20 protein-coding genes are annotated in these 22,688 nt (G+C 59.6%); 9 read left to right on the forward strand and 11 right to left on the reverse strand.

Translation table 11 applies throughout. The features are described from left to right. Positions 1-69: 69 nt before the first annotated feature. From HMPREF2820_RS00875 to HMPREF2820_RS00890, 4 genes are all read left to right on the forward strand, one after another. Positions 70-1,017: an L-lactate dehydrogenase gene (locus tag HMPREF2820_RS00875; protein ID WP_070602302.1), complete on the forward strand. Its 948-nt coding sequence runs from the start codon at positions 70-72 to the stop codon at positions 1,015-1,017. 138 nt (positions 1,018-1,155) lie between these two features. Next, a complete protein-coding gene (locus HMPREF2820_RS00880; RefSeq protein ID WP_083308389.1) occupies positions 1,156-3,117 on the forward strand; it encodes a pyruvate kinase in 1,962 nt (653 codons plus the stop codon). A gap of 127 nt (positions 3,118-3,244) precedes the next feature. Beyond that, a complete protein-coding gene (locus HMPREF2820_RS00885) occupies positions 3,245-4,123 on the forward strand; it encodes a hypothetical protein (protein ID WP_049193133.1) in 879 nt (292 codons plus the stop codon). A 48-nt stretch (positions 4,124-4,171) separates the two neighbouring features. After that, positions 4,172-5,089 carry a DUF5926 family protein gene (locus HMPREF2820_RS00890; protein WP_048731261.1) on the forward strand — a complete coding sequence of 306 codons (918 nt, stop codon included), beginning with the start codon at positions 4,172-4,174 and terminating at the stop codon, positions 5,087-5,089. 104 nt (positions 5,090-5,193) lie between these two features. Here the strand turns inward: HMPREF2820_RS00890 and HMPREF2820_RS00895 are convergent, their stop codons facing one another. Then, positions 5,194-6,597 carry an LCP family protein gene (locus tag HMPREF2820_RS00895; RefSeq protein ID WP_246822177.1) on the reverse strand — a complete coding sequence of 468 codons (1,404 nt, stop codon included), beginning with the start codon at positions 6,595-6,597 and terminating at the stop codon, positions 5,194-5,196. 131 nt (positions 6,598-6,728) lie between these two features. Here HMPREF2820_RS00895 and HMPREF2820_RS00900 point away from each other — a divergent pair, with 131 nt between their 5' ends. After that, the gene (locus HMPREF2820_RS00900) at positions 6,729-7,538 is read left to right on the forward strand and encodes a fructosamine kinase family protein (RefSeq protein ID WP_070602306.1); all 810 of its coding nucleotides are present in this window, start codon (positions 6,729-6,731) and stop codon (positions 7,536-7,538) included. A 14-nt stretch (positions 7,539-7,552) separates the two neighbouring features. On the opposite strand, the gene HMPREF2820_RS00905 is transcribed toward HMPREF2820_RS00900, so the two are convergent. Next, complete coding sequence (locus HMPREF2820_RS00905; protein WP_070602309.1) at positions 7,553-8,923, reverse strand: amidase; 1,371 nt, start codon at positions 8,921-8,923, stop codon at positions 7,553-7,555. Between the two features lie 33 nt (positions 8,924-8,956). On the opposite strand from HMPREF2820_RS00905, the gene pheA reads away from it, so the two are divergent. After that, on the forward strand, positions 8,957-9,892 hold the full coding sequence (pheA, locus tag HMPREF2820_RS00910; RefSeq protein ID WP_070602311.1) for a prephenate dehydratase: 936 nt from the start codon (positions 8,957-8,959) through the stop codon (positions 9,890-9,892). A gap of 3 nt (positions 9,893-9,895) precedes the next feature. After that, complete coding sequence (locus HMPREF2820_RS00915; protein WP_070602313.1) at positions 9,896-10,687, forward strand: histidine phosphatase family protein; 792 nt, start codon at positions 9,896-9,898, stop codon at positions 10,685-10,687. Between the two features lie 35 nt (positions 10,688-10,722). Here the strand turns inward: HMPREF2820_RS00915 and HMPREF2820_RS00920 are convergent, their stop codons facing one another. From HMPREF2820_RS00920 to HMPREF2820_RS00930, 3 genes are all read right to left on the reverse strand, one after another. Then, the gene (locus HMPREF2820_RS00920) at positions 10,723-11,268 is read right to left on the reverse strand and encodes a DUF1707 SHOCT-like domain-containing protein (RefSeq protein ID WP_083296870.1); all 546 of its coding nucleotides are present in this window, start codon (positions 11,266-11,268) and stop codon (positions 10,723-10,725) included. A 74-nt stretch (positions 11,269-11,342) separates the two neighbouring features. Next, positions 11,343-11,687, reverse strand: a complete 345-nt coding sequence (locus tag HMPREF2820_RS00925) for a metallopeptidase family protein (protein WP_016421667.1) — start codon at positions 11,685-11,687, stop codon at positions 11,343-11,345. A gap of 31 nt (positions 11,688-11,718) precedes the next feature. Then, positions 11,719-12,966, reverse strand: coding sequence for a septum formation family protein (locus HMPREF2820_RS00930; protein ID WP_246822179.1), 1,248 nt, complete (start codon positions 12,964-12,966; stop codon positions 11,719-11,721). A gap of 134 nt (positions 12,967-13,100) precedes the next feature. On the opposite strand from HMPREF2820_RS00930, the gene HMPREF2820_RS00935 reads away from it, so the two are divergent. Both HMPREF2820_RS00935 and serS read left to right on the forward strand, forming a co-directional pair. Then, positions 13,101-13,751 carry a LysE family translocator gene (locus tag HMPREF2820_RS00935; protein ID WP_049171671.1) on the forward strand — a complete coding sequence of 217 codons (651 nt, stop codon included), beginning with the start codon at positions 13,101-13,103 and terminating at the stop codon, positions 13,749-13,751. A gap of 47 nt (positions 13,752-13,798) precedes the next feature. After that, on the forward strand, positions 13,799-15,070 hold the full coding sequence (gene serS / locus HMPREF2820_RS00940) for a serine--tRNA ligase (RefSeq protein ID WP_048731242.1): 1,272 nt from the start codon (positions 13,799-13,801) through the stop codon (positions 15,068-15,070). 332 nt (positions 15,071-15,402) lie between these two features. Here serS and HMPREF2820_RS00945 read toward each other — a convergent pair whose 3' ends face one another. The 6 genes from HMPREF2820_RS00945 to HMPREF2820_RS00970 form a co-directional block, all read right to left on the reverse strand. Further along, positions 15,403-16,245, reverse strand: a complete 843-nt coding sequence (locus HMPREF2820_RS00945) for a DUF5808 domain-containing protein (protein WP_070602315.1) — start codon at positions 16,243-16,245, stop codon at positions 15,403-15,405. Beyond that, a complete protein-coding gene (locus tag HMPREF2820_RS00950) occupies positions 16,242-16,577 on the reverse strand; it encodes a PadR family transcriptional regulator (protein ID WP_049190945.1) in 336 nt (111 codons plus the stop codon). Before HMPREF2820_RS00950 ends, HMPREF2820_RS00945 begins: the two co-directional genes overlap by 4 nt. 258 nt (positions 16,578-16,835) lie before the next feature. After that, on the reverse strand, positions 16,836-18,008 hold the full coding sequence (locus HMPREF2820_RS00955) for an alpha/beta hydrolase (protein ID WP_070602317.1): 1,173 nt from the start codon (positions 18,006-18,008) through the stop codon (positions 16,836-16,838). 142 nt (positions 18,009-18,150) lie between these two features. Further along, positions 18,151-19,707 (reverse strand): glycerol kinase GlpK, encoded by a 1,557-nt coding sequence (gene glpK, locus HMPREF2820_RS00960; protein ID WP_016421657.1) that lies wholly within the window; start codon positions 19,705-19,707, stop codon positions 18,151-18,153. Between the two features lie 83 nt (positions 19,708-19,790). Then, on the reverse strand, positions 19,791-20,540 hold the full coding sequence (locus HMPREF2820_RS00965; RefSeq protein WP_187401458.1) for an MIP/aquaporin family protein: 750 nt from the start codon (positions 20,538-20,540) through the stop codon (positions 19,791-19,793). Positions 20,541-20,786: 246 nt separating this feature from the next. Continuing rightward, positions 20,787-22,523: a glycerol-3-phosphate dehydrogenase/oxidase gene (locus tag HMPREF2820_RS00970; RefSeq protein WP_049190947.1), complete on the reverse strand. Its 1,737-nt coding sequence runs from the start codon at positions 22,521-22,523 to the stop codon at positions 20,787-20,789. Positions 22,524-22,688 lie beyond the last annotated feature (165 nt).

Here is a 22,688-nt window from a genome sequence, read left to right on the forward strand (position 1 = left end):
TTCCGCACAAAGCGTAGCCTGTGGGGTGTCGCAACTTTTTCCGAATCGGTTGAGAAGGATCCGAGGGCTATGAAGCTATCCACAGGAAATAAGGTCGTGCTGATCGGCGCTGGCGACGTCGGCGTTGCATACGCGTACTCGCTGGTCAACCAGGGCACTGTCGACCACTTGGCAATCATTGACATCGACGAGAAGAAGACGATGGGCAACGTCATGGACTTAAACCATGGCGTGGTGTGGGCGTCGTCGCGCACCAAAGTCACCCAGGGCACGTACGCCGACTGTGACGATGCCGCGCTGGTGGTTATCTGTGCAGGTGCGGCACAAAAGCCGGGCGAGACTCGCCTGCAGCTGGTGGACAAGAACATGAAAATCATGAAGTCCATCGTCGATTCCGTTATGGACAGCGGTTTTGATGGGCTCCTACTGATTGCTTCCAACCCCGTCGACGTACTCACATACGCTGCGTGGAAGTACTCCGGGCTGCCGCACAACCGTGTCTTCGGCTCCGGCACCATCCTGGACACCGCACGTTTCCGCTACATGCTGGGTGAATACTACGACGTTTCCCCGATGAGCGTGCACGCATACATCATTGGTGAACATGGCGACTCCGAGCTGCCGGTGTTGTCCAGCGCCAACGTTGCAGGCGTCAGTCTGTCCAAGCGCCTCGCCGCCGACCCAGCGCTTCACGACGAGCTGGAGGACATCTTCATCCGAACCCGTGATGCCGCCTACGAGATCATCGATGCCAAGGGCTCCACTTCCTACGGAATCGGTATGGGTCTGGCCCGCATCACGCGCGCCATTTTCCAAAACCAAGAGGTGGCTCTGCCGGTCTCCGCATACTTGCATGGTGAGTACGGCCATGAGGACGTGTTCATTGGAACACCGGCCATTGTGAACCGCCGAGGAATTCGCCGCGTTATCGAGCTTGAGCTGGACGAATACGAAAAGAAGCAGCTGGACAAGTCCGTTCAGACGCTCCGAGATGTGCAGGATCCATTCTGGAAGTAACTGCTGGTAGCGAAAGCGCATGTCTTCTCGACATGCGCTTTCGGCCGTCTCATTTGAGAATGAGAATGCCCACCTTCTATTGGCCCGCGTGGCCGACTCTGGCCAACGCTTCGTCTTAAACACAGGAGTGCCTTCTCTATGGCAGCGCAGAGCCCTCAAGACACAGCAACTGACAACACTGAAAGCGGCGCGGATGTACCGCGTCTGGATGACCTCATCAGCAAGGTCACCGATTTGATTACAGAGTTGGACGACGTCTCGGTGGAGGCATCTGCACTGCTCGCAGAGGTGCCGGAAGAGCGCCGTCGGCACGCGGAAAACCTACTGCACTACGCGCACCTGCGCACAATTGACATCCGTGAGCTGCAAAACAGTTTGCACGACCTCGGCGTGACCAGTCTGACCACGGTGGAGACTTTCACCCGGGGGCGCCTTGAACTTGCCCTCAACGCGCTGTTGGCCCTGGCGGGGCGCACCTCAGATATCGATGTCGCCCGCATTATTGCCGATGATGAGCGCGCGGATATTGCCCTGGATAACAACGCCACCGAGCTGTTCGGTCAGGAGCGCGCGGATGTCACTTCGCACATTATGGTGACCCTGCCCGCCGAGGCCGCCGACGACGCAGAGTTGGTGGAGAGCTTCGCTGCTGCCGGCATGGATCTCGCTCGCATCAACTGCGCCCACGACGGCCCTGAGCAGTGGAGCCGCATGATTGACAACGTCAATGCTGCAGCTGAGAAGGCCGGTCGCCGCATCTTCGTGTCCATGGATCTGGCTGGCCCGAAGCTGCGCACAGGCGATATCGAACCGGGACCGCGCGTGGGTCGCGCCCGCGTTGTGCGTGACGACGCCGGCACGGTCATCTCCAAGTCCAAGATTTGGCTGACTCCACGTCTGGATGAGCACCCCAAGCCAGTTCCGAACGATTTGCCGGGGCGTCCTGCTCTGCCACTGGAAGCAGATCAGGGGTGGTTGGAGCAGCTGCAGCTTGATGATGTCATTACGCTGCATGACTCCCGCTCAGCGAAGCGTCACTTCACCGTTGTGCGGATCGACACCGACGTCGAGGGCGAGGTCGAGGCCGTGCTCGCCGAGGGTGAGAAGAACGCCTGGATCGCCGAGGGCACACACCTGCGCAGCAACTACGAGGTCACACGTGCTGGCGGCGTGCCACCGACCGTGCAAAAGCTGCGTTTCCACACTGGGGATGAGTTCATTCTCACCAGCCGCGAGGAAATCACCACCATTCCACGCACCGAGGATGAAATTCCACGAGTCTCCTGCTCGCTGCCGTCTGCCGTGGCGGCTCTGAAGCTGGGCGACCCGGTGCTTTTCGACGACGGTGCACTCGGCGCTGAGGTGGTTGAGGTCTCCGAGACGTCGTCAAGCGAGGATAGCCACGTCGATGCCCGCTTGCGTGTCCAGCGCACCAAGCCGAACGGACAGCCGTTGGCGGCGCATAAAGGCATCAACCTGCCGAACACCGACCTGCCGCTCAATTCGCTTACCGACGAAGACATTGAGCATCTGCGCTTTGTAGTGGAGCACGCGGATATTGCTGCGGTGAGCTTTATTCGCACGCAGGAGGATGCTGAGTACGTCTACAAGGTGCTCGATGAGATTGCGGCAGAACATGAGGCTGCAGGCCGCGAGGATCTGGCATCGCGGGCTCGGGACCTAGGTGTTGTGCTGAAGATTGAGACTATTCCGGCATTCCAGAATCTGCCGGGAATCATCATCGCCAGCATGAAGCGCGCCAAGTCCGGTCTGATGATTGCTCGTGGTGACCTGGCTGTGGAACTGGGCTTCGACCGCATGGGTGAGGTCCCAGGCCAGATTCTGACGCTGGCGCAGGCAGCCGGAGTTCCGACCATTCTGGGTACTCAGGTGCTGGAGAACATGGCCAAGGCCGGCCTGCCGTCCCGCGCGGAGATTACCGATGCGGCCTTCGCCCTGCGTGCCGAGTGCGTGATGCTGAACAAGGGGCCGCACATCACCGAGGCCATCGCGATTTTGAACAACCTGGCTCGGAAGATGGGCCGTTCGCAGCGTAAGAGCCGCATCATGCTGCGGAAGATTCGCAGCTGGTCGGACTAGTGGCGGGGTTAGTGGCCGGGCTAGTTTAGGTAGGTTAGGGGAGCGCACCCAAAAAACGCCGTTGGAGAAAAGACTGCGGAAGAAGCCAGCCGCGCGAGAGAGACGCGAGAGAGGAGCCCTGCGGAAAATGTCTAATGAACAGGCAGAAAACGCGGGGTGGGCTGTGCCGCCGCAGTCTCCAAAGCAGCAGCCGCAGCAGTCCCCACCTCAGGTGGTGCTGCCATCGCAGCAGAACTGGCAGCCGACTGTCTCGGATTCGACTATCACGGGTGCGACGCCGCGCTGGAAGGCCGATGAGATTGTTCGCAAGCGCGCGGACAGCGTCTTTCGATGGGCGATGAGCGGCGCCGGAGTATTCGCCGCATTTACCGTTTTCGTCTGGATGAGCATCCTGAGCCCCGGTCAGGACCTAGTGGTTTCCCTCCTCGGTGAGTTTGGAGCATGGGCTTTCGGTCTCTGTGGAATGGTTTCCCTCATTGGGCTGGGTTTTTCGGTCTACAAGACCCTCCAGGTGCTGCGTGACCGCGCAACGTATGCTCGCCCACTGCTGTCGCGCACGGCAACGGATGTGCGCACGATGCACATGTGGCCAGTGCGCAACATCACGGGGCCCGTGGTCGCGTTGGCTGAAACAGGAGTCACTGCCGTAATGGGGCCAGGTCGCTTTATCTGGTACCTGGCCTGCGTTTTGTGGCCACTTGCAGTGGGGTGGTTTATCGCTGCCGACGTATCCCGGACATACTTCCAGGCCGGAATCATCACCGTTTTAGCTTGTGTGACGACTGCCCTCACAGCGCGGCTACTCGGCTACGTGTTGGCTCCCGAGGAAGTGCATCGCAACATTCCCGTTGGATCCGGTCGCGAACGCACCCAGCCCGGTTTCTGGTCCAAGGGCTTCATCCCCAGCGAAGCTACCGATGAACAAGGGGAGACGGGCGCAATGGCCGTCGACAAGCAGCTTTTCGAAGGAACGGCGAGCGAATTCGTCGACGATTTTTATAAGTAGCCCAGGCAGTCGCGAACTACGGAGAGCGAATAGGTATTCTGTGGCCTTGTGGGAAAGAAATCTCGTAAGAAGAATAATCAGGCCCCGGAGGGCATGAGCCGTCGTCAGGCGAAGCTGGCAGCCCGCGCTGCTGAGCGTGCAGCGCTGCTGGGTAATCCGCGTCCGTTCAAGGACTTCGACGAAGAGGCTGACATCGTGGCTGTCCGCGAGTTCGCTCCGGCTGTGGTCATTCCGGTCACGGTCGCTGACGCCGAGCGTGACATCAAGCTCTGCACCGTGCTGCCAGGCGGCGTTGCTGCCCTGACGCGTGCCGCTGACCAGGGCAATGAGGCTTTCGTCGCGCTGCAGACGCAGGCGCGCACCAATGACGGCGCTGCGGATCTCTCCCGTGCGCTGGCATGGGCCCGTGACGCAGAGCCGGGCCAGCAGCTCTCCTCCGCCACTGACGGCGAGGCCGCACCGCTTACCGACGTCCTGACCGCCGTGGATCTCGACAACCTGGAGGTCCACCAGGACTTCGAGTGGTGGATTCCCAAGGGCATTGAACGCACCCCGATGATCGAGCAGAACCTGGCCGTGGCTAACGACGCGATTCTCCCGTCGTACCGCCTGGATGCGAAGGTCGCTGGCGCTGTGTGGTGGATTGATCCGGGCGAGCGCGCTCACATCCGCTGGGTGCGCCGTGAAGATGAGAAGCCACTGCTGGATGCCTTGGCACGCGTGCACGCTGCGGACAACCTTTCGCTGGGAGAGGGCACTAAGTTCGCTGGTGTCTTCCGCACCGATGGCCTGCTGGTGCCGGTCTGGGACCTGGATAACACCAAGCCGCACGACCACTGGATTGCTGCTGTGGAAGAGGCCGATAAGCGTATCGCTGAGGCGCTGGCCAGCGAAGAGCCGCTGACCGCCGAGGAGCGTAAGTCCCGTGAGACCATCGTGTCCCGTCAGGTGACCATTCGGAACTAGGCGGAACTGGTTTAAGAACTAACGCGTGTGGCTCAGCAAAATGCTAAGTCACACGCGTTAGTTGTCTCGAAAGCTATCTGAAGCTGTTTTAGCTACCTTCTTGACTATCTCAGCTCCGCAAAAAGTGCTGGCGCTTCGATTTCGTCCCAGAGCAGCACATTGCCCGCATAACCGGTATCCATGGCGCCTGAGGTAGGCACGGTAAGGGAATCGGAACCGAAGAGCATGCGCAACATCAGCCAGGTCAGATGCCAGACATGGTCACCATCGCCGACGAACACGGCCTTAGTGCCAGCATTGGCCAGGCGAATCCAGCGGTAGGGGTTGAGCCATACCGCAGGTGATTTCAGCCGTCCCATCAGCGCACTCATGAATTCACGCTGCCGCTCTACGCGGTCCAAGTCTCCCTGGGCGGTAGCACGCGTGCGCACGTAACCCAGGGCGCCCGCGCCGTCGAATTTCTGGCAACCGGCCTGGATATTCAGTCCTGCCAGCGGATCGTCGATGGCTTCTTCAGGGCACATCTCGATACCGCCGACAGCATCGACGACACCGGCGAAACCGCCAAAGCCGATTTCGGCGTAGTGGTCGATGTGGATTCCAGTGTTTTTCTCGACGGTGTCGATGAGTAGCTGGGGGCCACCAAATGCGAATGCCGCATTGATCTTGTTCTTGTCATTGCCCGGGATATCCACGAAGGAGTCACGCGGGATACTGACCAACTTCGGCTTACCGAGCACCGGAATGTGGGCAATCATGATGGTGTCGGTGCGCTGGCCGAAATCACCACTGCCCGTCGACAGCTTGGCAGCATCTTCCTCTGACAGGCCCGTACGAGAGTCCGAACCGACGAGCAACCAGTTGGAGGACATCGTATTGGCAGGGCGGTCTGCCAGATCTGAGAACGCATCGACCCTGGTCAGGCGGATGTCGACAAGTGCCATCGTGATGACAAGGAAGATGACGAGAAGCAGGATGATGGATTTAAAGCGCAAGCGTGGCAGCCGCATGCGTGGCATGAGGAACCCAGACCTGACGCCGGCGCCGCCACGACTGCCACGGCGTCCACCACGGCCAGAACTCGCTGCTTGTGGGGCACTGTAGTAGTCCTGTGACGAGCCGCGCGAGGAAGATTGGAAATCCGCATCCGGATTATATCCGGGTGGGGGAAACCGCGGATCGCTGCCAGCGCGTCCGCTACCGGCCCGGTTCATTGGTGGACGGGACTCAATGCGCGTTTCGTTCAGTGGCGCCTGCCGACGTTCCGGTTGCGGCCTAGACCTGCGCGGAGGCATAGGCGCTGGGCGGGCTGCCCCTGCCCTAGATGGGCGGTCAAAACGGCGCGGGATGGGGCGTCGTGAAGCGCCACGCGAATCGGCCTCACGGGGGCGGGCATGCTTCGGCGACGCCTCGTCCACACGGCGGTAGATGGGGCGGCCATAGCGATCTTTAAGCGGCCTACCGTATCGGTCGCGGGCAATGCGCGAGTCGTCGAAGTTGCCTTCCATACCAATAAAGAATAGGCAACGACAGTGGACTAAGAGAACCGAGACAGCAATACAAGTCTTGGTAGCGCTGGCGTTACCCTGCATGCGACGTGCTGAAAGGGGTTGGGAACGAAGAAGAATATGCTGGAAATATGTCCGCAATGAACCAGAACAACGAACGTGCAGTCAACGAGTCGGATGTTTATGTCAAGAGCCGACATGGTGTCCCGCGGGACTTCTTCGCCTGTGAGGCGGCGGGGCTGGGTTGGCTGCGCGAGGGTGAAGCTGACGGCGGTGCGCGCGTAGTGGAGGTGCTGGGCGTGAGCGGGCATGCGCTGAAATTGCGTCGAATTGAGTCGACGGTGCCGACTCCACAGGCGGCGTACGATTTCGGAAAATCGTTGGCCATTACCCACAATCTGGGCGCCGCTGGCTGGGGTGCCGGCCCCGATGGATGGGAGGGGCACGGCTACTTCGGTCCACTGGATCAGCCCCTGCAGATGGACCTGACTCCACGGGAGAGCTTCGGTGAATACTGGGCGAGAGGACGTCTACTGCCCGCGCTGGGAAAGTTGGAAAGCTCCTACAATAACCGTCAGCTAGATATCTTTGAACAGCTCATTGAGCGACTCTTGGCTGGAGATTTCGACAACGAGCCAGATGCTGCGCGTGTCCACGGTGACCTGTGGTGGGGAAACCTCATGTGGGATGCAAACGGCGCGATCTTGATTGACCCCGCGGCGCACGGCGGAGCCCGCGAGGAAGATTTGGCACTGCTGGCGCTATTCGGGGCAACACACTTCGACGAGATCTTGCGTGGCTACGAATCCGTACATCCCCTGCCGGATTTCGCCGAGAGCTGCGAACTCCATCAGCTCTACGCCGTGCTCATGCACGCGGTGCTTTTTGGTGGCGGATACGCCGGACAGGCGGCGGCAATGGCGGCGAAGTACGTGCGCTAGCTGGCGTTAGAAGCCTACAGCACGCTAGCCATCTCCAGTAGCTCTGCCTCGCCGCAGCGCACCGCACCGATGTTGACGCTGGTGGCGGGGAGCTTCGCATTGGGCGTGCTGCCGCTAGTGTCCGGCACAGCAATTGGCACGGACACGCTTGCCCACCCAGTCAGATTCCACAGCGACAACCACGGTGTCCACCGGGTTTGCTCGTCAAAGTCCTCCCACGGCGCCAACGCAGAGAAATGCCCAATACGCGGCGGATCAAACGCCAGCGTTGGCGTAATCACCGCATCGACTTCCCAACGCGACCTAATCGCGCCGGGCAGAGCCATCCGCTGCTGATGTGTCGCCGCCGCCTCTGCTGCGGAAATCTCCTGGCCACAGGAGCGAATCCACTGCACGATTTCGGAGTAGTCCGCGCGCGGTAATTTCGTGGCCATTCGCGTGATGGTCCGTCGAAAGATCTCGAACACGTCCGGACCTGCCGGATCATAGGGGCTGGGCACTTCCACCACGTCGTACCCGGCGTCGGCAAGACGGTCAGCCGCCGCCCACGCACCGTTTGCCCAGCGCTTATCGACGTCCACCTCAGCATGAAAAGGGCTGACAGTGACACCGATGCGAAGGGGGCGCTGGGGCCGTCGTAAAGCATGTGGGGTTGCGGAAAGTGGCACCCCGGCCAGCAGTGCTGCGTCATCGACTGTGCGAGTGAGGAAGGCGGGCGTGGAGAGATTTCCACCCGCAATATCATGTGCTGGCTTCAACCCAACGAGGCCACAGCAGGCGGCAGGCACGCGGATGGAACCGCCGCCGTCAGAGCCCAGAGCTGCGGGAACGACACCACTCGCGACAGCCACCGCGCTGCCGCCCGAGGAACCACCGGGAGTGCGTGGCGTGGTATCCGGCTGATTGGACAGCTGATTGGGCGCGGCGAAGTAGGGGTTTTCCGGGGCCGGGTAGCCAATCGGTTCGGTGTAGGCCGTCATCCCGACCTCGGAGGTATGCGTCGTCGCCGTGAGGACCGCGCCGCGAGCCAGCAGTTTCGCCACGGGTTCCGAGGTTTCGGTGGCGGTGAAAGCCAAGTTGGTCGAGCCCATCGTGCATTCGACCCCCGCGATGGTGAATAGGTCCTTGATTGCCACTGGCAGACCTAGGAGGTCACGCGGGAGTCCGTGGCTAGCGTGCCGGGCGGGTTCGGATTCGGCAGTGAGGCTGCGCGCGCGGTCGACAGCGTGCTCGGCCAAGGACGTGGCAATACCGAAACGGGCGGGATTGGTCGCGGCGTCGTCGGCAAGCGTGGCGAATTCCGAAACGATTTCCGATACCGAGATTGCGCCACTGCGCACGGCTTCAGTGAGGGCGCGGGCGGGCATCTCGGAAGAAGAGGTCATGCAATAAGTGTAGAAGCCCTCTAATCTGAGCTTATGACGACGGTTACTTATTTGGGTCCTGCGGGCACATTCACCGAGCAGGCGCTGTGGGACATGGCGCGTGCTGGCGAGATTGATCCGGCAGGGGAATCCGCGGTCAATGCGGTGCCGGTGGATAGCCCCGCGGCTGCGCTTGGAGCCGTGCGCCGAGGGGAAGCGGACTTTGCCTGCGTGGCTATCGAAAGCAGCGTGGACGGTCCCGTTACACCAACTTTTGATGCCCTCGCTGCTGGCCCAGAGCTGCAGGTTTTCCGCGAAACCGAGGTCGGGGTGGTGTTCTCTATCCTGGTCCGTCCCGGGACGACGGCGGAACAGGTGCGTACTTTTACGACACATCCCGTAGCGTATCCGCAGGTCAAACAGTGGGTGGACGCCAACCTTCCGGGCGTGGAAGTTCACCAGGCCAGCTCCAATGCGGCGGCGGCCCACCAGGTCGCCGAGGGCACGCACGACGCTTGCGCTGCCCCTGCCCGCGCGGGTGAACTGCTCGGGTTGGAGGCGCTGGCCACTGAGGTCGCCGACGTGCGCGGCGCCCGCACTCGTTTCCTGCTGGTGGGGCGCCCCGGCGTGCCGACGCCACGCACCGGCGCCGACCGCACCTCGGTCTCCTTCACGCTGCCGAACCAGCCCGGCACATTGATGCGCGCCATGAACGAGTTCGCAGTGCGACAGATCAACCTCACCCGCATTGAGTCACGCCCAACGCGCGAGCTCTTCGGCCTCTACCGCTTCTACATCGACTGCAACGGCCACGTTGATGATGCACAGGTTGCCGCGGCTCTCGCGGCACTGCACGAATACGCCGAAGACCTGCGCTATCTGGGGTCTTGGCCGGTCGCTGAGGGCGGTCGCCGCAGCATTATGACCCCGCCACCGGACATTTCCCAGTCAATTGAGTGGGTCGACGCGCTTAAGGAAGGACGAAGGTAAAACATGACACCCGCCGCGCCCGAAAATCCAGTTGGACAGCTGCCTTTCCTCGATGACCGTCCAGACCGCCCTGAATCTGTCATGCCGGTTGATTCCCAGCGCATCATTTTCATCCGCCACGGGCAGACCACCGGCAACATCAACCGCCGCCTGGATACCGCATTGCCGGGCGCACCGCTCACCGACCTCGGTGTGAGGCAGGCGCGCAGTCTGGGACGTCTTTTGCTTCCCGACGTGCACAGAATCGGTGACATCGTCACATCCCATGCCCTGCGTGCCCGCCAGACTGGTGCAGGCGCGGTCGCGAGTTTGCACCACCTGGGAGAGACTTCCGCTCGCATCCGCCATGAGGGTGGCCTCCACGAGATTCAGGCCGGCGACCTCGAGGGGCGCAATGATCGCGATGCGCACATGGAGTACATGCGTGCCTTCTACCAGTGGCTCAATGGGGAGCTGGAGTACCGCCTTCCCGGCGGTGAATCCGGTGCCGACGTGCTGAGTCGCTACCTGCCGACGCTACAGCAGCTGCTGGAGCAGGCAGGAGCGACAGGTGGTGAATCCAAGGAGTCGAAGGAGGGCGGCAACAAGGATGTCGTCATTGTCAGCCATGGCGCGGCTATTCGTCTGATTGGGCAGTATCTGACCGGGGTGAATCCGGAATACGCACTGCGACACCGCATTGCCAATACTGAGCGAATCGAGCTGGTTCCGAGCGCTGTGGACGTCGGCAAGCGTGCCGGCATTGAACCGGGCACGTGGGATGTGCGCCGCTGGGGCGACAGCGAGTTGCCTTAGACAGGCAGCTGGGCGGCGACTGTCACCGCTGGCCGTTATTGCTGGCCTTCCTGAATCTCGCGGCGCTTCTGAGCTGCCAGGCGTAGGCGTTCCGTGCGACGCTTGGATTCCTCTTCGTTGATTTCGTTGAGGAGTTTTTCTTCGTCATCATTGATGTTCAGTGCGGCGCGCCCGATGAGGGCAACAGCCGCAGCGGCGACGAAGCCGAACCACGCGTTGTCGATATCGGTGAAAATCATCAGAACGATAGAGACAGCGACGATGATGCCTGCAGCAGAGTCAACAATGTTGAGCTGGCGGCCCTTTTTCATCAGAGTCTGCAGCTCTTGATCGACACTTTGGTGCTGCGGTTTAGCCGGGGTGCCCTGTGAACTCTCGGGAGAAGTCTCAGCGGGCAGGTCTGCGAAGAGTGTTTGTAGTTGGGAGCGGGTTTTAGCGACTGCGGCAGCTTCGGCGCGCTTGGAGAATTCATCGACATCCAAGTAGCCGTCAGCGAAATGATTGCCGAGACGCTCCATGGCAGCGTTGCGCTCCCTATCGCCGACCCTGATTTCTGGCTTCTCGCTCGAGTTGTCGCTCATAGTTGCCAAGGCTACAGGGAAGAAAGCTGCCGTGAAGAAGTCGAGAGGGGCGAGGCCGTGCAGGAGAGCCGAACTTATCCGTAGCCGAGTCGGTCCAGATCCTCCTCCTCGAGGCCGAAATAATGCCCGATTTCATGCAGGAGAGTGACACGAATCTGCTCTACCAGCTCCTCTTCGGTGTGGCTGATGCGGCAGAGCATGTCGCGATACAAGCTGATTTGGTCAGGCGGACCCCAGTGGTTGTTAGAACGCTCGGTCAGAGGAATGCCCTCGTAGAGTCCCAGCAGTGTGGGCTCGTCGAGGTTATACGGGTGGACCTGGATGATGACCTGATCGAGCTGATCGAGAAACTGCGTGGGGATGCGGTCGATGGCCTCATCGACAAGCGCATCGAACCGCTCCGGGCTAACGTCAACCATTTATGGTGCTGCCTCGCAATGTCCTGTTGTTCTACTGTCCTGCGGGAGCGACTGCGTTATCCACAGTGCCTGCTTCTGCACCAGTACCGTCGGCACCGACCGCACCGACGTCACCTGTGCCAGCGCCAGCGTCACCCTGCTCCTCCCGCAGCGGATTGCGCGGCGGCGGAGCCACGGGCGGCTGGCCGTCGATAGTGAAGGACTCGTTAGCGTGTCCGTTGAGAGTGGAGAACCCGCCCTGGCCATTGTCCTTAATCAACCAGCAGTTCACACTGCGCGAGCCAGCATTGAGCGACTCCTGCGACAGTGACGTCCAAAATGGCAACAGCGTCGAGTTATACAGCGGGTCGTCACCGCCGAGGTAATTCTGCGCGAGAGTCACACACTGTTCCGCGAGCACATCATTTTGCTCCTGGTCAGTGGGGACGTTGTCACCGAAATGGTCGCGGAGATTGACAATTCCCGTCGACTCCATCAGATGATCTTCCACGCACGGCACCTGGCGGATGGCGCCGTTTTCATCCAATGTCACGCAGCGGCCGCCCTCGAACACGCGGGACTGGTCCTGCCCGGCCGCAGGACCGGACATGTGCGCCGTGTTGCCGTCTTCGTCGACGACCTGGATACCGCACAGGAAGGTTCGGTCACCCTTTTCCCACTGGCTAGGCGAAGGAATAATCGGCGCCGTGATAAATCGACCGTCCGGATCGTACTGGCCGCCCAGGTATTCAGTCACAGTGTCACGACACACGCCATTTTGCAGAGCCACCAAATTGTCCGCTGTCGGGTAGTTGGCAGTTTTTGCGTATTGCCCCGGATGTTCCTCGTAGTCGGCGAGGTTCAGTTTCTTGGCGACCTCATAAGCGTGTGGCTGCTCACAGGGCACGACGCGGAAGTCAGAAACATTCAAATCTTCTGCCAGATTCCAGTCCAGACAGTTGCCCGCGGTTGCGCTGGTGAACGCCGTCGTCTCCTTGTCAACGATGGTCGTCGTTGTCGACGATGACGCGCTTGCCGACGAGCCCTTGCCCCCAAGTGGCCCACTCGGTGGCTCGATGACTCCCGCTTGCAGCGCGAATGCCATTCCCGCGGCGCCGACCAGCATTGCCGTCGACAAAGCGCGCATTCCCCAGCTTCCACGCGAGTTACGGGAAGCGTTGGCATCGTTGCTGGCTGCGGAGGATGCACCAGCGCTGGCATCTGCGCCAGTACCTGCACCGGAATCAGTGTCTGTGGCGGCAGCGTGCTCGCGATTCTGGTTCATATTGTCATCAGCCATAGTGACCCCATTGTGCACCGCCAATGAGCCTGTGGACAAGGTAACGCTCTGTCCGAGTTTGCGGTCCGAGTTTGCTCAATAACTTCAGGCACTACAATAGTCCGGTATTTGTTCGCTACCCGAGGACACGAGTCTTGACCTGGACTGCACTACTCAGCCTGCTGGGCGTCCACATTATTGGTATGGCCTCACCAGGGCCTGACGTCTTCTTAATCCTGCGCCTTGCCACCAAATCCCGAAAGCACGCCATCGCAGCGGTTGCGGGTATCAGTACTGGCGCCACTATCTGGATGACCCTCACAGTTTTTGGGTTCGCAGCTGTCATCACCGCCAATCCTTTGCTGATGGGCGTAATCCAGCTCGTCGGTGGCTGTTATCTCATTTACATGGGTATCAGTATGGCCAAGGCGGGCATCAATACCCTCCGCGAACTGCGCGCCGGTGCCGCACCAGCCTTGGGAAGTGAGGCGCTCCGGTCGCCGAAGGCGACGTTCCGCCAGGGCTTTTTCACCAACATGTCGAACCCGAAGATTGTTCTCTTCCTCACGGCAGTGCTTTCACAGTTCATTCCCGCAGGCGCATCCGTGGGGACGCTCGTGCTTTGTACGCTGGTGCTAATCGTCTCCCAAATCGCTTTCTTCCTATTTATCGCAATCGTGGTGTCGACGGATGCCGTCGTCAAGCGAATGGTGCTGGCAGGGCCGTGGATTGACACTGTCGCCGGCGTGATCTTCCTCGTCCTCGGCGCGCTGCTGGTCGCCTCAGGAGCGGAAGCGGCACTCTAGCAAGCCTTGTGCCTGCTTGCCGACGTAAACCAGGTACTCTAGGGGACGTGATTGATCTCAAATTTCTCCGCGAAAACCCTGAAGTAGCCCGCGAGTCCCAGCGCACCCGTGGTGAGGACCCGGCATTGGTCGATCAGCTGCTGGAAGCTGACGCTAAGCGCCGCGAGGTTATTGCCTCCACCGACGCGCTGCGTTCAGAGCAGAAGGGCTTCGGCAAGAAGATTGGTCAGGCGTCGAAGGAAGAGCGCCCGGCCATGCTGGAGAAGGCCAAGGAGCTTTCCGACGCCGTGAAGGCAGCCGAAGCGGAGCAGAAGGAAGCCGAGGCTGAGGTCGAGCGCCTGCAGTACCTGATTGGCAACATCGTTACCGGTGCGCCCGCCGGCGGCGAAGATGACTTTGTCGTGCTGGAGGAAATCGGTGAGATTCCGCAGTTCGACTTTGAGCCTAAGGACCACCTGGACCTCGGTGAGTCGCTGGGTCTTATTGATATGGAGCGCGGCGTCAAGGTCTCCGGTTCCCGCTTCTACTTCCTGACCGGCTACGGTGCCATGCTGCAGCTGGCCATGATGAACCTGGCTGCTCAGAAGGCAACTCAGAATGGCTTCCAGCTGATGGTGCCGCCGGTGCTGGTTCGTCCGGAGACCATGTCGGGTACCGGCTTCCTCGGTGCGCACTCCGATGAGATCTACTACCTGCAGGAAGATGACCTCTACCTGGTCGGTACCTCGGAAGTCGCGCTGGCCGGCTACCACTCCAACGAGATTATTGACCTGTCGGAGGGGCCGCGTCGCTACGCTGGTTGGTCTTCCTGTTTCCGTCGTGAAGCGGGCTCTTACGGTAAGGACACCCGCGGTATCCTGCGCGTGCACCAGTTCGACAAGCTGGAGATGTTCTCCTACTGTCCGCCGGAGCAGGCGGAGGCAGAGCACCAGAAGCTGCTGAACATGGAGCGCGAGATGCTGGCCGCGGTCGATGTTCCGTACCGCATCATCGATGTTGCTGGTGGTGACCTGGGTGCATCGGCTGCCCGCAAGTTCGATACCGAGGCATGGGTGCCGACGCAGAACACCTACCGCGAGTTGACCTCGACTTCGAACTGCACGACTTTCCAGGCTCGTCGTTTGAAGACCCGCTACCGCGATGCCGATGGCAAGTCGCAGTACTGCGCCACCCTCAACGGCACGCTGGCCACGACGCGTTGGCTGGTCGCCATTCTGGAAAACCACCAGCAGGCCGATGGTTCTGTGGTGATTCCGGAGGCGCTGCGTCCGTTCATGATGGGCAAGGAAGTTCTCGAGCCGGTTAAGCGAGCCGGTTAAGCGAGCCGGTTAAGCAGGTGCGGCCCCGCCCCAGTTCATCCGCGACTTCACGACACCTATGTCACCTCATGCCACCTCCACAGCTGGCACGAGGTGACATAGGTGTCGTGAAGTGGCTTTTTCGGGCGTGAGTCGTGTAATTGCGCTAAAAAATTAATTGGGGGATTGAGAAGGTAAAAACACCGGGAAGGTTGAGTGTAGAAACACAACCGAAAACACACCTGAACCAGGGGGATAGCCTCACTCGAGGTGGTAGAGGTTGTTTACAACATTCGGATTACAACAATCTTTCTGATGAGTCTTTCACCTGCTGATGTCTCCTGCACCGTGATCTAAGCCACCCCAGCTTTCTTCCACGTAGCCTTCAGCCCAGCGAAGAGAGGAAGGGCAAGGCATGCGGCCGAAGCCGCGACCGATGCCACGGCAACACCAGCTTGGACTAATGCCGGATTGGTCTTGGAGTTTTCTTCCGTGAGGACTCCGATCAGCTGAGATGGTGCAATTGTGCTTGCGAGCGCGCCTAGGGACGCAACGCGCAGAGTATCTTCGCGGTCATCTGCCTTGAGCAGCGAAGCAGCTGAGAATCCAGCTCCGACCGTAGAAACCACGAAGGGAAGAAGCAGAGTTTCCTTCGGTGCTGTTTTCTGAACTGCCTTGCCGTTTAGCTTCCATTTCGTGTGGACTTCTGAAGGCAACTGCTTCCAGGACCTAGCCAGTGCGACGCCGTGCGCAACCGTCACGGCCGCGGGGAGAAGAGCGGTCGCCTGCAGTGCGCGAGCTGGAATTTCAGAGATAACCTCACCGTCAATATCGTCCGGTCGGACAATCCCCAGCTTGGTCGCTACTGCAGCCCAATTGATAGACCAGCCAAAACCCAACAGGTGAGGCTGGAGGATCCGCGGGTCATCCATGTTCCACAGGGAAGCGCGACCGCTTTTGGTAAATACTCGAAGCGGGTTGGAGAGGTACCTGCGCAAGGTGCTTGGTTCACCAACTTGTTCGGCTACGCAATTTGCGTAGGCGGTTGCCGTTCCCAGCTCTTCGGCCAGGTCCGCGTGGACGTCGTTAAGCTCTTGCAGAAGACCCTCCTGCTCGGCGATGATCGCCTTGCGTTGTGCGTGCGATATGCCGATTTCGCGCAGTTTGTGGTCAATGGCAGTGAGGTAGGTGTTCATTGGGGCTCCTCGGAAAATAGTGCGGTCATGTCGGCGGATAGATCGATGAAGTCCTGGTGTAGTTGCGTGAGTGTTTGCTTTCCTTTGGCTGTCAGTGAGTAGTACTTGCGAGGCGGTCCCTTGGGGGATTCCTCCCAGCGATTGCTAATCAAGCCGTTGGTGGTCAGACGCGAGAGCAGGGGGTAGACGGTTCCCGCGGGCGCGCTGAGGTGGGGGTAGGCGTTGAGCTTTGCGACGAGTGCCGCGCCATAGAGCTCTTCGCGAGAAATCAGCTTGAGAATGGCGAGCTCAAGTACCCCTTTCTTCAGTTGTGTTTGTGGACGTTTGGGCATAGCGTTGTGCTTTCTTTCCGGCGGTATGGAGGAATCTGCCCGGGCAAAATGCTTTTCATACCTAGTACCTTGTAATGCCAACTATACGCACAGTAGTTTGTATTGCCAAGTACTGCATGCTTTATACGGCGTGGAGAGGGTAGGGCAAAGAAAATGAGGGGCAATTGTCAGAAGACAATCGCCCCTCATTCCACCGGGTTAGCTCTATGAAGAACTCGTAACTGCTAGGGAGTGGCTCGGTTCTTTTTTAGCGTTCAATTAGATACGCGCATCAAGCCAGGCAATAGCCGTCGCAATGGCCTCGTGCTGTGCCGGCTCGTTGAAGGTCTCGTGGAACTGGCCTTCGAACTCGATCAGCTGCTTGTCGGTGGACGAGATGCCGTTGTACCAGTCGCGCGAGAAGAACGGCGGCACAATCTCATCCTGGCCACCCATCATGACCAGGGTCGGCTCAACAAAATCGACGGAGTTGGTGCCGTTGTAGGTGGCGGCAAAAGCCATCTGCTGAGCCATGCCGAGCGAGAGCTTGGAGTTGTTGTACGGATCAGTTTCGTACTCATCACGCACTGCCTGCGAAGAAGAGGTCTTCGAACCCAGCGGGTTGCCAAGCTGAATCAAGTCGCTGCCGGGTAGTGATGGCACGCGCATCTCGGTGCGGTTCGGCACTTCCTTGAGCATGCGAGTGTTGAATGTGGTCATGTCCTGGAATGGCAGGCGCTGGTAAATCGTCGGCTGCGCCTCGCGCTGGACATCGGTCATGGCCTCTGGGGTGATGGTTTCGCCCTCGTCCGTGCCACCGTAGGGGTTGAAAAGAGCGCCACCACCGTTGGCGACAATGCCATCGACACTGCCCGGGTACTTGATGCCGTGGAAGTCCACGGCAAGGCCGCCCATGGAGTGGCCGAGCAGGAAAGTCTTCGTGCTCGGGTTCTCCGCCTTGGCCTTTTCGACGAGCATGTGCAGGTCATCGACAAGCGAGTGGAAATCATCAATATGGCCACGGGCAACTGGGGTTCCTTCGACCTGGCCCGAGTGGCCGTGCCCACGGTGGTCAATGCGGTACACGTTGTAGCCGGCGTTCAGCAGCTTGCCGGTTACCCACTCGTAGCGACCCAGGTGTTCTGCAGCGCCATGCACGACGACGACAGTGGCTTTGGCATTCGGGATGGTGTTGGACTTCCAGTAAATCTGGGTGCCCTTGCCATCCTGTGAGGTCATGTAGCCGTCGTTCACCGTAACGTGGCGACCGTCAACCGTGGTGGTTGGTGCTGGGGTGGTTGGCAGCTCGACCATTGCAGTGGACTGCGGGTCGGGAGTTGGTTCCAGCGGGTTCTTGATGAAGTCCGTTGGGGCTGCTGATGCTGCCGGGGTGGCCAGGGCCAAAGTCAGGGCGGTGGTCACACTCGCAGTGAAAATTGATGCGCGACGCATGATTGCTCGTTTCTGTTTTCAATCGAGGAGTGGATGATAGTTATAATAATTTTATTATAACAAACAAGCCCTGAATTTATAATAAAAATAGCCCGGAAAACCGAATAGGTTCTCCGGGCTATTTTTCGGCTCTTACGAGGACTTATTCAGGCTTCGGTGCCTCCTCAGCATCCGTATCCTCGATCCAACCGTAGGTGCGTTCAACGGCACGGTTCCACTGGTGGAACAGGCGATCGCGCTCTTCGGCCTCCATCTTCGGATGCCACTTCTTGTCAATCGTGATGTGAGCCTTGACCTCATCCAGGTTCGACCAGAAGCCAATGCCAAGGCCCGCAGCGTATGCCGCACCAAGAGCCGTGGTTTCAATGTTGTTCGGGCGTGTGACAGCGACATTCAGGATGTCGGACTGGAACTGCATGAGGAACTCGTTCATGGTCATGCCACCATCAACGCTCAGCGTTGTGATGTCCGTGTCGGATTCTGCGACCATGGCGTCGAGGACCTCGCGGGTCTGGTACGCAGCAGCCTCCAGCACAGCACGGGCAATGTGGTGTCGGTTGACGAAACGGGTCAAACCGACGATGACGCCACGAGCGTCCGGCTGCCAACGAGGTGCAAAAAGACCGGAGAAGGCCGGCACGATGTACACGCCGCCGTTATCCTTGACGCTCTTTGCCTTGTTCTCAATGGATGCCGCATTCGGAATCATCTGCAGCTCGTCACGCAGCCACTGAACAAGTGCACCGCCCATGGAGACGGAGCCCTCGAGAGCGTAGACCGGCTTCTCTCCCTCGACCTGGTAGCAGACGGTGGAGATGAGTCCGTGGTCAGACCACTTCGGCTTCTCGCCAGTATTCATTAGCATGAACAGCCCAGTGCCGTAGGTGTTCTTGGTGTCACCCTCGCCGAAGCAGCCCTGGCCGAACATGGCGGCCTGCTGGTCGCCGAGGATGCCAGTAACCGGTCGCCCTGCAAGAGAGCCACGGGCACGGATATGGCCGAAGTCGCCTACCGACGGTCGGATGTCAGGCAGCATCGACATCGGAATGCCAATTTCACGGCAAATGTCCTCATCCCACTCGAGGGTCTTGAGGTCCATCAGGAGAGTACGGGAGGCGTTGGTGACGTCGGTTGCGTGAACTGCATCTTCGCCGTTGTCGCCCTCTGCGCCACCGGTGAGATTCCACAGCAGCCAAGTATCGATGGTGCCGAAGAGCAGGTCGCCAGCCTCAGCCTTTTCGCGAGCTCCCTCGACGTTGTCGAGAATCCAGCGCACCTTCGGGCCGGCTGGGTAGGAGTTGATACGTAGGCCCGTGGTCTCACGCCAGCGGTCAGCGCCTTCATCCCCCATGAGTTCCTTGCAGATCTCATTCGTGCGGGTGTCCTGCCAGACGATGGCGTTGTAAACCGGTTCACCAGTGTTCTTGTCCCAGACGACAGTGGTTTCACGCTGGTTGGTGATGCCAATTGCTTCAACATCCTCAGAAGGCAGGTCGACATCGGCGAGAGCTTCGCTGACTACTCGACGGGTGTTGGCCCAAATCTCCTGGGCGTCGTGCTCGACCCAGCCCTCTTCCGGGAAAATCTGCTTGTGTTCCATCTGCGCAACAGTGACGATCTCTGCGTCATGGTTGAAGATGATGCAGCGGGTGGAAGTAGTTCCCTGGTCAATAGCGAGGACGTATTTGCTGTGCATCATGGGGATACTCCTAGAGAAATTGTGTGTGAATGTGAGTGTTCAGGCTTGCGATATTTTATTGTGCGATAACTCTCATATTCCCGTTATCCGATGGCAAAGGCAAGAGCGCCTGCAGCCACGGCTGCCAGCATCGGTGCGACAATCGGAACCCATGCATAGGCCCAGTTCGCATCGCCCTTGCCCTTAATCGGGAGCACGAAAGCGTAGGCCAAACGGGGGCCGAGGTCACGGACAGGGTTGATGGCGTATCCGGTCGGGGAACCAAGGGAAAGTCCAATCGACACAATGATGAACGAGACACCGAAGTAGGTCAGCGGACCAAGCTCGCCGCCGGCTGGGCCGAACAGGATGAATGCGAGCAGAACGAACGTCGCGATGAACTCGGTGACGGCATTCCAAAAGTTATTTGGGTGAACCGGCGCGGTGAAGAAGTTGCCGCCAGTTTCGGCATTCGCATTGGTTGGGTTGCCGTTTTCGTCGACACCATTGGCGTCGAACAGCTGCTTAAAAGCGGCCCAAGCCAGGATTGCACCTACGAATGCGCCCAACAGCTGACCTGCAACATAGTACGGAACCAGGTCCCATCCCAGGCTGCCCTTGATGGCCAGGGCAACGGTTACCGCAGGGTTCAAGTGCCCACCGGATACGTCGGCAATAGATGCACCAGCGAAAACAGCCATACCCCAGCCGAAGGCAATGCCCAACCAGCCTGCATTTGCAGCGCGGGTTGTCCGGAGGTTGATAGAAGCACAGACTCCGTTACCGAGGAGGATTAGAATGGCGGTTCCGAAAAACTCCCAGAGGAATGCCTGGGATCCTGTGATTGTCTCCATGAGATGTAGAAACTCTCTGTGAGTCGTGACCGGGCGAGGTCACGATGAATCTTGCAACGTAAATTCTTTGGGTATAAGAAATGCCGGCGAGAACGGATTTTTCGCCGGCACTTTTATTTCGACCCCATCAGTCCCTTGAAGTGCGAAGCCGTTTTCCCAAGAGGGAAACCTATTTCGTTGTGGCTACAGCGTTGGTGGCCATTTGAGCACTAACTCGTGCGGCCACCGGCGGAGGGGAGGGGCGAACTAGCGGTCGAGGCTGACGTCGACATCCGCGCGAGTTTCCACTGCATGAGCAGCAATCTCGTTAGCGGCCTTGTCAGTCAGCTCACGTTCAGCTGCCAGGGTTGCTTCGACACGCTCGATGAAGACCTTGATCTCCTTCTCCATCGTGTCCTTGTCCCAACCCAGAGCTGGGGCAACCAGTTCAGCGGTGGCCCGGGCGCTGTCGACACCGCGGTGTGCGTACTCCATGGAGACACGCAGGCGGCGCTCCAGGATGTCGTCGAGGTGCATTGCGCCTTCGTGAGTCACTGCGTAGAGAACCTCAGCGCGCATGTACTGTTCGGCAGCCTCTAGCGGCTCGAGCAGAGACTTATCCTCGGCTGCAGGAGCCAGCACTTCGTAGATGAGGGAGCCGTAACGGTTGAGCAGGTGCTCGACCTGCTTCTCGGTGATACCGAACTGCTTGGCCAGGGCTGGCTTCTGGTTGTTCAGTGCGTGGTAGCCGTCAGCGCCGAGCAGCGGGACATCTGCAGTGACGGACTCCGGTACCTTGCGGGGGACGTCCTGGACTGCAGCGTCGATGGTGTCAGCGCCGATGACGCGGTAGGTGGTGTACTTACCGCCTGCGACGGAAACCATGCCCGGGGCAACGTGGGCAACAGCGTGGTTACGGGAAAGGTTGGTGGTGGAGTCGGAGTCGCCTTCCACCAGTGGACGCAGACCCGAGTAGACGCCGACGATGTCGTCGTAAGTAATTGGACGGCGAACCTTGGCGTTGACGTGATCGAGGATGTAGTCGATGTCAGCGCGGGTAGCTGCCGGGTTGGCCAGATTCATGGTCCAGTCGGTGTCGGTGGTACCGATAATCCAGTACTCACCCCACGGGATAACGAACAGGACGGACTTCTCGGTCACGAAGGTCATTGCCACCGAGCCCTCAAGAGCGGACTTCGGAATAACAATGTGGACACCCTTGGAGGTGTGGACGCGGAACTTGCCCGTGACGCCAGCCAGCTTCTCAATCTCATCGGACCAAATACCGGTGGCATTGACGAAAACGCTGCCGCGGATGGTGGTGGTGGCGCCGGTGTCGGTGTCAAGGAGCTTCGCGCCGACGATGCGCTCGCCTTCCTTCACGAAGTCGACAACCTGAGTGGAGGTGCGGACGTCAGCGCCGAAGTGAGCAGCGGTGCGCAGGACAGTCATGGTGTGACGGGCATCGTCAACCAGGGTGTCGTAGTAGCGAACGCCGCCGACCACGGCATCTTCCTTCAGGCCCGGAGCCTGCTTCAGGGTGCCCTTGCGGGAGTAGTGCTTCTGCATTGGAACCTGCTTGGCGCCACCCATGACGTCGTAAAGGAAGAAGCCCGATGCCATGAACGGGCGCTCCCACACGCGGTGGGTCAGCGGGAAGACGAAGCGCAGTGGCTTAACCAGGTGCGGTGCTAGGTGCGACATGGACAGTTCGCGCTCGCGCAGGGATTCAGCTACCAGGCGGAAGTCCAACATCTGCAGGTAGCGCAGACCGCCATGGAACATCTTGGAGGAGCGGCTGGAGGTGCCGCCTGCGAAGTCACGAGTTTCAATGACCGCAGTCTTCAAACCACGGGTTGCGGCATCGAGCGCAGCGCCAGCGCCTACAGAACCGCCGCCGATAATGACGACGTCGTATTGCTCGGTACCGAATTTCTCCCAGGTCTTTTCATGCTGTTCCTTATTTAGAACTGCAGATGGGGCGAGAGATGAAGAGGACGACATTTTCCAATCCTTCCCGGTGGGGGCGTTGATTTTTCGTCGAAGAGAATTTCTCGGCTCACGGCTCAGGTTACCAAAAATCGGCTTACTTGTAAGCGGTAACTTACGGTTACGTAGATATAAACAATGGGTCAAAAAGCCAAGAAAACCCGCCCCAAAATGTTGTCT

It is taken from the genome of Corynebacterium sp. HMSC064E08 (assembly GCF_001811805.1).
GTDB classification, from domain to species: domain Bacteria; phylum Actinomycetota; class Actinomycetes; order Mycobacteriales; family Mycobacteriaceae; genus Corynebacterium; species Corynebacterium jeikeium_D.